At 60.3% G+C, this 12,769-nt stretch carries 13 protein-coding genes, 2 tRNA genes and 1 other RNA gene; 7 read left to right on the top strand and 9 right to left on the bottom strand.

The window, feature by feature from the left end; genetic code table 11:
- Positions 1 to 220 precede the first annotated feature (220 nt).
- Together ACW9UQ_RS16980 and ypfJ are read right to left on the bottom strand one after the other, a co-directional pair.
- Positions 221 to 307: transfer RNA gene (locus ACW9UQ_RS16980), tRNA-Leu, on the bottom strand.
- A gap of 50 nt (positions 308 to 357) precedes the next feature.
- On the bottom strand, positions 358 to 1,215 hold the full coding sequence (ypfJ, locus tag ACW9UQ_RS16975; protein WP_458932198.1) for a KPN_02809 family neutral zinc metallopeptidase: 858 nt from the start codon (positions 1,213 to 1,215) through the stop codon (positions 358 to 360).
- Positions 1,216 to 1,335: 120 nt separating this feature from the next.
- Here ypfJ and ACW9UQ_RS16970 point away from each other — a divergent pair, with 120 nt between their 5' ends.
- Both ACW9UQ_RS16970 and ACW9UQ_RS16965 read left to right on the top strand, forming a co-directional pair.
- Entirely contained in the window at positions 1,336 to 1,914 is a 579-nt protein-coding gene (locus tag ACW9UQ_RS16970; RefSeq protein WP_458932197.1) for a YqaA family protein, read from the top strand.
- A complete protein-coding gene (locus tag ACW9UQ_RS16965) occupies positions 1,911 to 2,378 on the top strand; it encodes a disulfide bond formation protein B (protein ID WP_458932196.1) in 468 nt (155 codons plus the stop codon). The genes ACW9UQ_RS16970 and ACW9UQ_RS16965 overlap by 4 nt, the downstream gene beginning before the upstream one ends.
- A gap of 42 nt (positions 2,379 to 2,420) precedes the next feature.
- On the opposite strand, the gene ACW9UQ_RS16960 is transcribed toward ACW9UQ_RS16965, so the two are convergent.
- The 5 genes from ACW9UQ_RS16960 to ssrS all read right to left on the bottom strand — a co-directional run bounded on the left by ACW9UQ_RS16960 (position 2,421) and on the right by ssrS (position 6,781).
- Positions 2,421 to 4,205: an SLC13 family permease gene (locus tag ACW9UQ_RS16960; protein WP_458932195.1), complete on the bottom strand. Its 1,785-nt coding sequence runs from the start codon at positions 4,203 to 4,205 to the stop codon at positions 2,421 to 2,423.
- A 51-nt stretch (positions 4,206 to 4,256) separates the two neighbouring features.
- Complete coding sequence (locus ACW9UQ_RS16955; protein ID WP_458932194.1) at positions 4,257 to 5,150, bottom strand: DMT family transporter; 894 nt, start codon at positions 5,148 to 5,150, stop codon at positions 4,257 to 4,259.
- Positions 5,147 to 5,956 (bottom strand): TIGR00282 family metallophosphoesterase, encoded by an 810-nt coding sequence (locus ACW9UQ_RS16950; RefSeq protein ID WP_458932193.1) that lies wholly within the window; start codon positions 5,954 to 5,956, stop codon positions 5,147 to 5,149. Before ACW9UQ_RS16950 ends, ACW9UQ_RS16955 begins: the two co-directional genes overlap by 4 nt.
- A gap of 60 nt (positions 5,957 to 6,016) precedes the next feature.
- Positions 6,017 to 6,583 carry a 5-formyltetrahydrofolate cyclo-ligase gene (locus tag ACW9UQ_RS16945; protein ID WP_458932192.1) on the bottom strand — a complete coding sequence of 189 codons (567 nt, stop codon included), beginning with the start codon at positions 6,581 to 6,583 and terminating at the stop codon, positions 6,017 to 6,019.
- 39 nt (positions 6,584 to 6,622) lie between these two features.
- A non-coding RNA gene (gene ssrS / locus ACW9UQ_RS16940) (6S RNA) lies at positions 6,623 to 6,781 on the bottom strand.
- A gap of 87 nt (positions 6,782 to 6,868) precedes the next feature.
- Here ssrS and ACW9UQ_RS16935 point away from each other — a divergent pair.
- A complete protein-coding gene (locus ACW9UQ_RS16935) occupies positions 6,869 to 9,082 on the top strand; it encodes a glycosyltransferase (RefSeq protein ID WP_458932191.1) in 2,214 nt (737 codons plus the stop codon).
- 6 nt (positions 9,083 to 9,088) lie between these two features.
- A complete protein-coding gene (locus ACW9UQ_RS16930) occupies positions 9,089 to 9,541 on the top strand; it encodes an MmcB family DNA repair protein (RefSeq protein WP_458932190.1) in 453 nt (150 codons plus the stop codon).
- On the opposite strand, the gene ACW9UQ_RS16925 is transcribed toward ACW9UQ_RS16930, so the two are convergent.
- Both ACW9UQ_RS16925 and ACW9UQ_RS16920 read right to left on the bottom strand, forming a co-directional pair.
- Positions 9,533 to 10,003 (bottom strand): GNAT family N-acetyltransferase, encoded by a 471-nt coding sequence (locus ACW9UQ_RS16925; protein ID WP_458932189.1) that lies wholly within the window; start codon positions 10,001 to 10,003, stop codon positions 9,533 to 9,535. The two genes, ACW9UQ_RS16930 and ACW9UQ_RS16925, sit on opposite strands and share 9 nt — an antisense overlap.
- Positions 10,000 to 10,188 (bottom strand): DUF6324 family protein, encoded by a 189-nt coding sequence (locus tag ACW9UQ_RS16920; RefSeq protein WP_458932188.1) that lies wholly within the window; start codon positions 10,186 to 10,188, stop codon positions 10,000 to 10,002. Before ACW9UQ_RS16920 ends, ACW9UQ_RS16925 begins: the two co-directional genes overlap by 4 nt.
- Positions 10,189 to 10,296: 108 nt before the next feature.
- Here ACW9UQ_RS16920 and ACW9UQ_RS16915 point away from each other — a divergent pair.
- From ACW9UQ_RS16915 to efp, 3 genes are all read left to right on the top strand, one after another.
- Positions 10,297 to 10,373, top strand: a tRNA-His gene (locus tag ACW9UQ_RS16915).
- Positions 10,374 to 10,479: 106 nt separating this feature from the next.
- On the top strand, positions 10,480 to 11,712 hold the full coding sequence (locus ACW9UQ_RS16910; RefSeq protein ID WP_458932187.1) for an O-antigen ligase family protein: 1,233 nt from the start codon (positions 10,480 to 10,482) through the stop codon (positions 11,710 to 11,712).
- Between the two features lie 40 nt (positions 11,713 to 11,752).
- The gene (efp, locus tag ACW9UQ_RS16905; protein ID WP_458932186.1) at positions 11,753 to 12,316 is read left to right on the top strand and encodes an elongation factor P; all 564 of its coding nucleotides are present in this window, start codon (positions 11,753 to 11,755) and stop codon (positions 12,314 to 12,316) included.
- Positions 12,317 to 12,769 lie beyond the last annotated feature (453 nt).

The following is a 12,769-nucleotide window of genomic DNA, read 5'->3' as shown; positions in this document are numbered from 1 at the left end:
CCTTCACAGAAGTCTTCGACGCCATCGCAGCTATCTGCGATCTCTACGACCCAACAGAATGCTGGAACTACTTCAAGGCTGCCGGATATGTCTCAGATTAATGTCGAAACGCTTTAACGCGTTGAAATCTATTATTTTGGGCAGCGTTGGATGATTCAGATGTTAGCGCGATGCGCTAGGCAGGACTAAACAAGCTGCTTACCGTTCAGGGAAATTCGGATGGTACGGGCGGTCGGAATCGAACCGACACTCTGTTGCCAGAACTGGATTTTGAATCCAGCGCGTCTACCAGTTCCGCCACGCCCGCACATTCCGACCCGAGGCTTCTATCACGATTGCAGCGCTGTGCAAGCCCTGTCAGAGCCGCTGCGCGCCAAAGGTGTTGCACTGGTTCAGATCGCCGGTGCGATAACCCTGCATAAACCAGCGTTGGCGCTGTTCAGAAGTGCCATGGGTGAAGGTATGCGGCATAGGTCGCCGCCCGGCAGAGGCTTGCAGCACGTCGTCGCCGATGCGCTGGGCCGCGTTGATCGCCTCTTCGATATCGCCCGGTTCGATGGTGCCAAGCCGGTCTTGCGCATAGCGGGCCCAGATACCGGAAAAACAGTCCGCCTGCAGTTCGATCATAACCGAGATGCGATTGCTTTCCACTTGACTGACCCGCTGGCGGGTCTGATTGGCCTTGCTTAGGATGCCCAGTTCGTCCTGCACGTGATGCGCGATCTCATGCGCGACAACATAGGCGGCGGCAAAATCGCCCCCCGCGCCCAGGCGCTGCTTCATCACCGCAAAGAAAGATGTGTCCAGATAGGCGCGATTGTCCGCCGGACAATAGAACGGGCCCGTCGCCCCGGATGCGCCGCCGCAGGGGGAGCGTGTCGCCCCGGAAAACAACACCAGTTCCGGCGGGCGATAGCGGGATCCAACCTGTTTGGCAAAAATCTCGGCCCAGACGGTTTCTGTGTCGGCCAGAACGACCGAGACAAAGCGACCTGCCTGATCCTCGGCATCTGACTGTTGCGCCTCAGTGCCCGCAGGGCCGACATCCCCGCTGAGGAACGGACGGACATCGACGCCCATGAAATATCCGATGGCCAGAACGATCAGCGTGCCGACAATACCAAGCCCGCCAACCCCGCCCGCGCGGCTGACACCGCTGCGCTGGCCGCGCCGGTCAATTATATTCTTACTGCCGCGTCGTCCGCGCCATTTCATAACGGCCACCTGTCCTCAGTTCGGTTGCAGTATTGTAAGCATGATTCCTGACAAAGCGTAAAGCACTTGACCGCATGCGGCAGGAATGCTGCATAACAGGCGACTTACAAAGGTAACCCGATGTTTCGCCGCCTTTACGACTGGACCCTGCAACTGGCCGAGAAACCCTATGCGCTTTGGGCGTTGGCGGTGGTGTCTTTTGTAGAAAGTTCGGTTTTTCCCATCCCGCCAGACATTCTGTTGATCCCGATGGTCCTGGCCGCCCCGCATCGCGCCTGGCTGATTGCCGGGGTTTGCACGCTGGCCTCGGTGGCTGGCGGGGCACTGGGATATCTGATTGGCGCGCAACTTTATGATGTGATCGGCGAGCCGGTTCTGGCCTTCTATGGCAAGGAGGAGGCCTTTGCCATGTTCGGGGACAAGTTTAACGAACACGGCATATGGGCGGTGCTGTTTGCGGGATTGACGCCGTTTCCCTATAAGGTGATCACCATTGCCTCTGGTGCCACGGGTCTGAACTTCTGGGTCTTTATGGTGTCGTCGCTGGTGGCGCGTGCTGCCCGGTTTTTCCTGGTCGCAGCGCTGTTGTGGAAATACGGCGCGGAAATCCGTGAGTTCATTGATCGTTACTTTGGCTGGCTGACTCTGGCCTTTTTTGTCTTGCTGGCAGCAGGTTTTGCGGTGTTAAAGTACATATGAGCGCGAGAACTCTGACATTGCTGGCCGCCGGAGGCTCCGCCGTGCTTTTTCTGGGTGCGCTGGGATTTCAGTATCTGGCAGACATGGCGCCGTGCAAACTCTGCATCTGGCAACGCTGGCCGCATGGGATCGCGATCGTGCTGGGGCTTTTGTATCTGGTGGCGGCCAGTTGGCGCCCATTGCTGATTTTTGGCGCGTTGGCGGCGCTGACAACAGCCGGGATCGGTGTCTATCATGCCGGGGTCGAGCAGCATTGGTGGCCAGGGCCGGATACGTGCACATCGGGGCCGGTGGCTGATGTGTCCACAGACGAGTTATTCAACCAGATCATGGCCGCCCCATTGGTGCGCTGCGATGAAATACCCTGGTCGATGCTGGGCATCTCCATGGCCGGGTGGAATGCAATTGCCTCCATCATCTTTGCAGGTCTGTGGCTGGTTGCCTGGCGACGTGCGTCTACGTAAGCGATAAAGGTAGGGTGGGTTTAAACCCACCCTACACGGTTGTCACGGCGTCAGCGGCCAGAATACCGGGATCAGTGCGCTGGCGAGCAACCCGATAGAGACATTCAGCGGAATGCCGACCTTCATGAAATCGGTAAAGCGATAGCCGCCCGGCCCATAAACCAGCGTGTTGGTCTGATAACCGATGGGTGTTGCAAAGCTTGCCGACGCCGCAACCATGACCGCCACCACAAGCGGGCGCGGATCGACGCCGATTGCACCCGCCAGTCCAATCACCACGGGCGTCACAACCACAGCCACCGCATTATTGGACACCAGTTCCGTCAGCACCGATGTCAGCAGAAAGATCGACCAGATCATGAAAAATGTCGGCAACTGGCTGAGATATGGCGCCAGCGCCTCGGCCACCAGCGCAATCGCGCCGGAATTCTCCAGCGCCTTACCAACAGCCAGCATGGAAAAGATCAGCACCAGAAGCCCGCCTTCAACGGATTGAAACGCCTCTTCAGAATCAATCGCCCGGCTCAGCAGCACTGCCGCCACCCCAAGCACCGTCAATGCAAAGATTGACGCCACGCCAAAGGCCGACAGCAGAACAATCCCGGCCAGCACAGCCAGCACAAGTGGCGCATGATTGCGGCGATAGGGGCGTTCCGTCGGCTCGGTGATATCGGCGATATCCATATCCGCCGACAGGCGCTGAATATCCACCGGGGACCCTTCCAGCAACAGCGTATCGCCAACCCGCACGACGACCTCATCCAACTGGCGGCCGATATTTTGGTTCCGGCGATGCACCGCTATCGGATAAACCCCATAGCGCCGCCGCAGACGCAAAGAGCCCAGCGACCGCCCGATCATGCGGCTGCCTGGTGAAATCAATGCCTCGACCGTCGTGGTGAAGCGTGACGCAAGCTCATCCACCAGCTTAACGTCATCGGATTCCTTTAGCCCCAGCAACTCCCCTACTTCGGTTCGCAGAACCACACGGTCCCCCTTTTCCAGCGTCACATCCGGGAAGCGCCTGCGCAGCGATTCATCCGCGCGTAGCACATCAATCAGCCGCATCCCCGGGCGCTGGAAAATCGGAACCTCAGAAACCGTGGCACCAATCAGGGGCGAGCCTTCGGGGATGGCCACCTCTGTAAAGAACTTCATCTTGCGGCGGTCCGACAAATGCTCGGCCATCGTCTCACGCACCGGCAACAGCCGCGCGCCAATGAAGCGCATGTAGAAAAAGCCCCAGGCCACCAGACATAAGCCCAGCGGCGTGACCTCGAACAGCGAGAACGGCTCCAGCCCTGCCTGCCGCGCCACCCCGTCCACCAGAAGGTTGGTGGAGGTGCCGATCAGCGTACAAATCCCGCCCAATATCGCCATATAGGACAAGGGGATCAGCAGCTTGGAACTTGCCATCCCCATTGACTTGGCCAGTTGCACGGTGACCGGGATCAGCAGAACCACCACGGGTGTGTTGTTGATAAAGGCCGAGGCGAAGGCGATGATCGCCGCAAAGATCAACAGCACGGTTTTTGGCCTGTGCGCCGCCTGATCACTGACCACATGGGTCAGTGCGTTTAGCGCCCCGGTGCGGACCAATGCGCCCGAGATCACGAACATCGCGGCAATCGTCCAGGGTGCCGGGTTGGAAAAGACGCTCAGCATATCCTCGGCCGGCAGAATGCCTGAGATCAGAAAAATGCTTGCGCCTGCCAGCGCCACCACCTCGGTGGGAAAGCTTTCGCGGATGAACATGACCAGCATCAAAAGCAGGACCAGCAGGGTGAACCAGCCCTCTGCATTGGCGATGGGGACAGCGTCAAACATCAGGAACCCTCGGCAGATATCGCCGCAGCATGGCGCAAGCGACAGACAGGCTCAAGCCTGTTCGCTGCTCTCATCACGTGGCTGGACCAGCGCAACCCCAATCATCATAAGGGCAAAGGCAATCCAGACATGGCCGGAATACCCTTCTTTCAGGATCAGCATGGACCAGCCCAAGCCGGTTGCCGTAACGATATAGGCGACCTGCGCCGCAAACACGGCGCCCGCCTTGCCGACCAGCCAGACATAGCCGGAATAGGCCAAGCAATGCGCCGCACCTGAGATCAGGATCGCCCAATCCTCGGGCTGCGGTGGGTGCCAGAGACCGATAAAGGACTTCGTCGCGAATGCGGTCGGCAGTGCCACAACAAGCGCCAGCACGCTTGCACCCCATAACATGGCAAAGGGGTCCAGCCCGTGGTCTCCACGCCAAACCAGATAATTCGCCTCGAAACCGTAACAAATGGGCGCGATCAGCGCCAAGGCCACAAAAGCCCAGCCGATGCCTTCGGGCAGAGCCTCGGGCTGTACCAACAAGATCACAGCCGCTGCCCCCAGCACCAAACCGGCCGCGCGCGCCCAGTTCCAGGGTTCGAACCGGGCCAGAACGGCAATCGGCATGGTGCAGATGGGAACAAAAGCGATGATGATGGCGTAAATCCCGGCGGGCAGACCCTTGGCCGCGGTGTAACCGGCAAAGTTCGGAACCAGCGTCCCTAAAACCGCAACCACCACGAACAACTCCAGAAAACGGCGCGACAGCGGAAACGGCGTCCGCCGGACCAGCAGGACCACGGTGGTAAATGCCGTAACAATGATGATCTGCCATGTCAGCAGGCCAATCGGGTTGTACCCCGCCAGCACTGCAAGCCGTCCCAGAGGGATGGTCAGGCCCCAGCACAGCCCCAGGGCAGCCAGAAGCGCGAACATCATGACGCTGCGGTTCATGGCGCGGCGCTGGCAAAAACCCCGCCAATGCGGATTGCGTGAACGGATTTCGCCAGACCGGTTGCCCGCTCGGTTTCCACCAGAACGCCTGACAGGGTCGCCTCACCACTGCCGGGGGTAAAGCGCCCCTTGGGCATGCCGGTGATGAACCGGTTCAGCGGTTCCTCGGGATCCATGCCGATCACGGTGGCATAGTCCCCACACATCCCAGCATCGGTCATATAGCCGGTGCCCTTCGACATCACGTAGGCATCCCCCGTCGGCACATGAGTATGCGTGCCCACAACAAGCGAGGCCCGCCCGTTCAACCAATGCCCCATTGCCATTTTCTCTGACGTTGCTTCGGCATGAAAATCCACGACCACCGCCTGCACCGCCCCCAGCGGCGTTGTTTTCAGCGTGGCCTCCAGTGCCGAGAACGGATCATCAAAGGGCCGCTTCATAAAGACCTGCCCCAAGGCCTGGGTCACCAGAACCTTTTCGCCGCACGCCGTGCTAAAGACCCGCGCGCCCTTACCCGGCGCATTTTTTGAGAAATTCAGCGGGCGGATGATACGCGGTTCCGTCTCGATAAAGCTCATCATGTCGCGCTGATCAAAGGCGTGGTCGCCCAGCGTCAGGCAATCCACACCGGCGCCAAGCAGCTCTTGCGCATGTGCGCCGGACAGCCCCATCCCCGAGGTGGCATTTTCCCCGTTCACGATGATGAAGTCGAGCTTCCACTCGGCCCGCAACTCACCGATCCGCGCCTTGACGGCATCGCGCCCTGACCGTCCAACGATATCTCCTAAAAACAGAATCCGCATGCCTGTCCTCATTCAACCCCGGCGGACCCTATGCCCGGGGGCTGCAACAGGCAACCGCGATCAGCGGGGCAGGATTGTGGCGGTCTCGGTGATGATGACATCCAGCGGTTGGTCATAGGGGCCAACCGGCAGATCATCGATCAGCTGCGCCCCATAGGCAAAGCCGATACCATAGGCGCGGCGGCGGCTGCGCAGTTCCGCCAGCGTGCGATCATAGTAGCCCCCGCCATAGCCAAGGCGGTGCCCGTTCTGATCAAACGCCAGTAAGGGCACGATCAGGGCGTCTGGTTCGGCTTGGGTCTCATCGGCGGGGATCATTTCGCCGTAAGCCCCCGGCACCATCTGCGCCCCCGGGTGCCAGTTCCGAAAGACAAGAGATGTGCCTTTTTGCCGGACCACCGGCAGACAGATGCCAAATCCCTGTTCATGCAGACTGGTCAAAGCAGGCATCGGGTCCATCTCGTCGCGCATCGGCCAATAGCCGGAAATCGTCTCAAGCGCTGGGATTTCCTCGATATATTGCACAAGCCGCGCCTGCGCGGGGGCCGGATCGCAGACCCGTGCCGCTGCTTTGCGCGATGCGGCGCAGCGTTGGCGAAGCTGTTTCTTGATCTCGGCAATATCCATGCAAACCTTGTCACATGGTGCCCCTTGCGGTGCAAGGGTGGCGGGACCGCCTCGACCGTGGAGGCGTGCGATCCTTGAGAGCCTGGATAACCAGGTGGGCACCAGATGTAAGGGACCACGATCCCAAACAGAGCCAGCTCCCTCAAGAACTTTTAAGGCCACCAGGATGTCGCCTTGTCACGAGCCGCGCAGTGCCCGCCACCCGACAAGATAGGGATTTGTTGCGCGGTTGCAAATGGACCGTGGCTTAAACCGGAATTAACTCTGATGCGCGATGGCTGAGGCATGAGCCTGTCCCGTCCCAGAACATCCCACGCGCCGCAAGTGCTTGTGCTTGGCAGTTTCACGCTAAGCAGCGCCCTGCAGCACCGGCAGGAGGCGCAGTTGATCGAAAGCCTGCATGTTGCGGGGATCAAGGCACAGGCGGTGACCTTGCTGCCTGGCGGGTTCCCTCGCACCGATCTGCGCAAAGTCGCAGGGGCAGACCACGCCATTCTTTTCCTGCGCTGTTTCGCCAATGCGCCCAGAGGCCCCCGGAAATGGGCGGCGCGGTGGGGCGACTGGCAGCGCATGGCGCGGCTGGTGGCAGGCACCCGGCGCAGTGTGATCCTGTGTGATCGACCATGGCGCAGCCGGTCTGGTCTGCTGCAGGCCCTGGCCGGTCTGGCGTTAAAGCTGCGGCACCCTGTGCGGGTCCGCCTGCGCCTGAACGGTCCCCCGCCAGAGGATTTGCTTGCGTTTGCCGGGCTTCCCTCGGTTGCCATTGTAGGGCCGGATGCAGCGCAAAAACGGTTGTTCTTGCGCCTGCTGCGCGCCAATCCCGATGGTTTGCCCCTGACCGAGGCATTGGTCCATCGAGCGATGACAGACCTGCCCGACAGCGACCTTCGGGTCACCTTATGCGAACTGTCACGCTATGCTGCAGACCTGCCTCGCCATCTGGTCCGTCAGGCACTGGATCACCTGCGGATCCAGCCCTCTGATGACGTGCCTGAGGCAATACAGGCTGCGCTGGAGGTCGAGGATGACAGCCCACACCTGCTCCGCCATCTGCAGCAGATAAAAGCCGATCATCCCTTGTTAAGGGCCTACCGGTCGACCCGACCGCCAAGCGCCGAGAACGACCGGGCCACGGCGTTTCTGCAGTTTCTGGAAACTGGGGCATGCACCCTGCCCGGTCATGCGGCCTGGCTAAGCGCCCCGCTGGCCCCGGAACATTCACCGCTGACCCGCTTTGAATTCCTTCTGGCGCTGACGCTCAGGCTACCTGTGCGCAGTCTGACAAGCTTCGTCTCTCCATGGGCGACCGAAGACTGGCTGGAACAGCTGCACCGCCACCTGCCGGCGTCTCATCCCGGGCTTGGCAAGCTCAGCACGGATCACCCCGTTTTGGCCTTGCATGGCGATGCAAAGGCCGAGACCGGGCTAAGCCAGAACCTGCGGATGAGCCTGTCCGCACTGCAACATATCGGCCTCCCCTGCGCCCCGGCCGCCGCCCTGCCCGGTCCTGCGCATCGCAGGCTGCGCCGCCCAGTGGCGCTCTATCACATGAATGCGGACCGCATACCGCAAGAGATGCTGATGCATTACCGGTTCCGTGACGCCTATCATATCGGCTTTGCCTTATGGGAACTGAACCGGCTGCCGCAGGCGCATCGGTTGGCGCTGGATATGCTGGATGAAATCTGGGCGCCCTCGGTCTTTGTGGCGCAGACCTATCGCCGGACCTTTCGCGGTAAGGTGATGCTGATGCGCAAGGGCCTGCCGCCGGTGACCGCCCAACCGCGCCATCCCAGGCCCGGGGTGACCCGGTTTGTTATGGCTTTTGACGAGCATTCCTCTGTCTGCCGCAAAAACCCTTTGGCCGCCCTGCGGGCGTTTCAGGCGGCATTCGGCCCGCGCCGCGACGTGGAACTGATCATCAAAACACGCCCTGCGCCCTCGGACCACTGGGGCGATCCGGAAGGTCAGATGCGTCAGATCATGCGGGCCGCAGCCATCGACCGCCGTATAAGGCTGATCCGTGAGGACTGGCCGATGAACGGGCTGTTGGGGCTGGTCCGCGGTGCCGCAGCGTTGGTGTCCCCGCACCGAGCCGAGGGGTTTGGCTATCTGCCTGCGTTTGCGTTGCAAATGGGGGTGCCAGTGATCGCAACGGATTGGTCCGGCACCCGGGATTTCTGCACCGAAAACACCGCCTTTCCGGTTCCCTGTGATCTGGTGCCGGTGCCGCCCGAACAGGCGATCTATCCCACGCCCGGTGCGCAATGGGCCGAAATTGACGCTGCCGCGCTGGCCCGCACGATGCTTTGTGTGGCTGATGATCCCGCAGCCGCGCGGGCGCGGGCCGCGCACGGGGCCACACGCATGGCGCTGGACTATTCGATCGAGGCACAGGCCCACCGCTACGCCGACCGCCTGACCGCCCTGGGTCTGCTGCACCCCGAAGACGGGATTGATGCAACCGCTCTTGACGCGATGTTCGCTAAATGTTCATAGTGAGCCATGCGCGATGATCTGGCCCCCGGACAACTTCTGGCACGAGGCGTCTGCCGCCATCTGACCACGCTCGGCCTGACCTCAGTGACCGAGTTTGTGCCGACCCGGGGCCTGCGCGTCGATGTGATCGCCCTTGATAAAAAAGGGGAGATCTGGATCATCGAATGCAAATCAAGCCGCGCCGACTATATGTCCGACAGCAAATGGCAGGGCTATCTGGATTGGTGCGACCGGTTCTTCTGGGCGGTGGATGAAGATTTTCCCACCGATCTGCTGCCCACTGAGACCGGCCTGATCATCGCAGACCCCTATGATGCCAGCCTGATCCGCCCTGCCCCGGTATCACGACTGGCCGCGCCGCGCCGAAAGGCCGTCACGCTGAAACTGGCCCGCACCGCGGCCGAGCGGCTGTTGCGGGCAACCGACCCCAGAACCGGGCCTGTCCAGCTGTCATCCTAGGCGGCATTCCATCTCAGCCCGTTTCAGGTGCTCGCCATCCCGCTGCACAACCTCATGGCGGACAACCTCGAAACCGACGGCCTTAAACGGTCCCTGCGCCGCTAGGCTGGCATGGGTTGAAAGATGCGTCAGGCCCAAAGCCTGCGCCTCTTGCTCAATCAACGCGAACAACCGGCGAAACACACCATGCCCGCGCGCCGCGGCAAGAATATAGGCAAGATCGACATAGCCATCGGACCGCAACGTCATAAAGCCCAAGGGGCTCTGCCCATCATCGCAAACCATGGCCACGCGCTGCCCGTCAAGCCGGTCGTGCCAGCGCGCACCGTTTGGCGGCTCTGGCATCCAGGCCTGGCGCTGCGCCTTGGTATAAGGGCTTGGCTCTGCATGAACAGCAGCATGAAACAACTGGCCGAGCGCATCATACTCCGCTGGCACGGCCCATCTGGCCGCTTGCGTCATCGCGCCATTGCGCGGGCGCGTTTCGCAGCCGCTGTAAGTTCCTCGGCGATTTCCTCAGCCTCTTCGGGATCAAAGTCCATCGGCAACTCTACCCCGCCGCCAGCCACGAAAAGCCGCACCATACCTTCGGAGGTCGGCCCGATCTGCAGTTCTGTTTCCGCGTCACTTGGTGTGTTGATACCCATTGCCAGCCTCCTGATCACAAGGGCCGCGCCTTAGCGCGATGCGGGCGCAAAATCAACCCGCGCCCTCTTGCATTCAGCAGAACTTGGCGCTAGGTGACAGCGCACGGTGCCGACGTAGCTCAGTTGGTTAGAGCGCCTGATTGTGGATCAGGAGGTCCCCCGTTCAAGTCGGGGCGTCGGTACCATATCCTGACATATGCGACACAGCCTTTCGGCTCGCACAGCTTGGCAGTTGCGCAAAAGCCGTTTGGCTGACAGGGTTCGGGCCAAAATTGTATTCAGGTCAGACCCATGCCCCAGATCCGTATCGGCTCTCCCGTTTTTCTTCCCGTTTTGCTGGCCTCAATCCCGACGGTCGGTGCTATAAGTTGGCTGGCCCTTGGTAGCCTTGACGGCCCGCGCAATCAAAGTGTGATCAATCTCTTTCCCGCTTTCCAGATGCTGACGATATTCGTCGCGATCCTGTTTGGCCTGACCCGCGCAAACTTCGTCAAAGCGCCCCCCGCACCGATCCTGCTGGGCCTGATTGGTGCCGCAGGCGTGATCCTTCTGGGGCTGGCACTCAACGCCAGCCATCCGATGGACGGCGCGATAGAACTGCTTTTGCGGCTGATCTTCGTGGTGCTGGCAATTTCCGTCGCATTCCTGTGCAGCCGGTTTGACCGCCGCCTCTGGGACGCATTTGGCAAAGCCGTGTTTTTTCTGCCACTGGTGCATCTGCCCATTCTTGTCCTGCTGTATCTGCTTTATATCGACGAGCCGTCGATGAACTGGCTTGGCGGGCCAGTTGGGTATGAACACGTCCGGCTTTGGGCGATCTTTCTTGCGACGGCACTTGCCATGGGATTCGGTATGTCACGCGGACCGGTCCTCTGGCTGGGGGCGGTGCTGCTGTGGGCGATGCTGTTCTGGTCCGGCTCTCGCGGGTCTTTGGTCGGGATCGTTGCAGCCTATGCCCTGTCGCTGGCACTGTTCTGGCCGCAGATGCGCGCCAGCCTGCTGCCGTTTCTGGCCACAGCCGCCGTTGGCGCTGGATTGTCACTGATCCCCAAACTTCCGATGTTCAGCTACGGGCTGATCACGTCCTTCAACCGCACGGTTGAGGCGACATCCGCCGATGCCTTTGCTGGCGGGCGCATGCGCGCATGGAGCGCCGCACTTGACTATTTCCGCGAACACCCGGTGATCGGCCACGGCTTTGACCACTATCGCTATCTGACCAAAGGGACCGAGGTGGAATGGCTGCATCCCCATAACTTCCCTCTGCAGTTGCTGGTCAATCTGGGTATACTCGGTGCAATCTGTGTCGCGGGCGTGCTGCTCTATTACTGGCTGCGCGGCACCAGCCATACCAGGGCCGACCGGGACGCGACCCGTATCGGGGCTTTCACGGCTTTGAATACCCTTCTGGCAATATCCCTGGTTGACGGGGTGCTTTATCATCCGGAACCCATGACGATGGTTGCCGTCCTGTTCGGCATGGTTTTTGCCACGCCAAGGGTGATGGACAGCCCGCCTGCTTAGCGATATAGCGCTGAGCCAAAGCGATATCGGAGAGCAGCAGATGCCCAAAATCAATGGCAATGAAATCCGTTCCGGCAATGTTCTGGAACATGATGGCGGCCTTTGGATCGCTGTAAAAGTCAACCATGTGAAGCCCGGCAAGGGCGGGGCCTTTGCTCAGGTGGAACTGAAGAACATCCGTACCGGCTCCAAACTGAACGAGCGTTTCCGCTCAGCCGATAAGGTAGAGCGTGTGCGGCTGGAGCAGAAAGACCAGCAGTTCCTTTATGAAAATGACGGCATGCTGGTTTTCATGGATACCGACAGCTACGAGCAGATCGAATTGCCCGCAGATATCCTTGGCGACCGCCGCCCCTTCCTGCAGGACGGGATGATGGTTACAATCGAATATTACGAAAGCGAAGCCCTGTCCGCCGCCCTGCCTCAGAAAGTCACCTGCAAAGTGGCCGAGACAGAGCCCGCCGTGAAAGGCCAGACCGCCGCCAACAGCTTCAAACCGGCCGTTCTGGACAATGGCGTCCGTGTTATGGTCCCGCCATTTGTCGGTCAGGATGAGGATATCGTGGTCAATACCGAAACCATGGAATACGCCGAACGCGCCTGAAATCGGTCAGACGCAAAGTTCGGGCACCAAGTCAATATAGAAGTGAGATCTGTGTCTGTGGCCTAAGGCATGAGCCTGAGGTCTGAAGGGCTACTATCCCTATCCAGAAGTTATTGGGAAAAACCACACAACATCAAATGTGGCGGACAGGGACGAACTATGTTCGAACACCCTGTTTGAAGAATTGGCCACATGGGAGGCCTGCCTGAAGTCTGATCCGAACGCTATCCTTGGCCAGCAGTCCGACACTTCAAATGCTGATAGCGACGGGGAACAGATTGCCCGAAACAAGACCTCGGCTCCGAGACTACGGAGGCCACGCCCATGACGCAGTATCTGACCTGCCCCCCGAGGCTCCCTCATTCATAACGAGAGTCTGCGGGTCTGGTTTTCATATTCGTTGGTTTCGTTTTGGGCAAGCGCGCCGGGCGCGGAGCCCTCAAATTGCTCAAG

This window comes from Halovulum sp. GXIMD14793 (genome assembly GCF_054457435.1).
This window is presented reverse-complemented; position numbering and strand designations above follow the sequence as displayed.

Excerpts from the sequence above, each read along its gene's own strand:
- ACW9UQ_RS16925 (WP_458932189.1), bottom strand. The coding sequence starts at position 10,003 with ATGACGCAAGCGGCCAGATGGGCCGTGCCAGCGGAGTATGATGCGCTC.
- ACW9UQ_RS16965 (WP_458932196.1), top strand. The coding sequence starts at position 1,911 with ATGAGCGCGAGAACTCTGACATTGCTGGCCGCCGGAGGCTCCGCCGTG.
- ACW9UQ_RS16960 (WP_458932195.1), bottom strand. The coding sequence starts at position 4,205 with ATGTTTGACGCTGTCCCCATCGCCAATGCAGAGGGCTGGTTCACCCTG.
- ACW9UQ_RS16910 (WP_458932187.1), top strand. The coding sequence starts at position 10,480 with ATGCCCCAGATCCGTATCGGCTCTCCCGTTTTTCTTCCCGTTTTGCTG.
- ypfJ (WP_458932198.1), bottom strand. The coding sequence starts at position 1,215 with ATGAAATGGCGCGGACGACGCGGCAGTAAGAATATAATTGACCGGCGC.
- ACW9UQ_RS16935 (WP_458932191.1), top strand. The coding sequence starts at position 6,869 with ATGAGCCTGTCCCGTCCCAGAACATCCCACGCGCCGCAAGTGCTTGTG.
- ACW9UQ_RS16950 (WP_458932193.1), bottom strand. The coding sequence starts at position 5,956 with ATGCGGATTCTGTTTTTAGGAGATATCGTTGGACGGTCAGGGCGCGAT.
- ACW9UQ_RS16920 (WP_458932188.1), bottom strand. The coding sequence starts at position 10,188 with ATGGGTATCAACACACCAAGTGACGCGGAAACAGAACTGCAGATCGGG.
- ACW9UQ_RS16945 (WP_458932192.1), bottom strand. The coding sequence starts at position 6,583 with ATGGATATTGCCGAGATCAAGAAACAGCTTCGCCAACGCTGCGCCGCA.
- ACW9UQ_RS16970 (WP_458932197.1), top strand. The coding sequence starts at position 1,336 with ATGTTTCGCCGCCTTTACGACTGGACCCTGCAACTGGCCGAGAAACCC.
- efp (WP_458932186.1), top strand. The coding sequence starts at position 11,753 with ATGCCCAAAATCAATGGCAATGAAATCCGTTCCGGCAATGTTCTGGAA.
- ACW9UQ_RS16930 (WP_458932190.1), top strand. The coding sequence starts at position 9,089 with ATGCGCGATGATCTGGCCCCCGGACAACTTCTGGCACGAGGCGTCTGC.
- ACW9UQ_RS16955 (WP_458932194.1), bottom strand. The coding sequence starts at position 5,150 with ATGAACCGCAGCGTCATGATGTTCGCGCTTCTGGCTGCCCTGGGGCTG.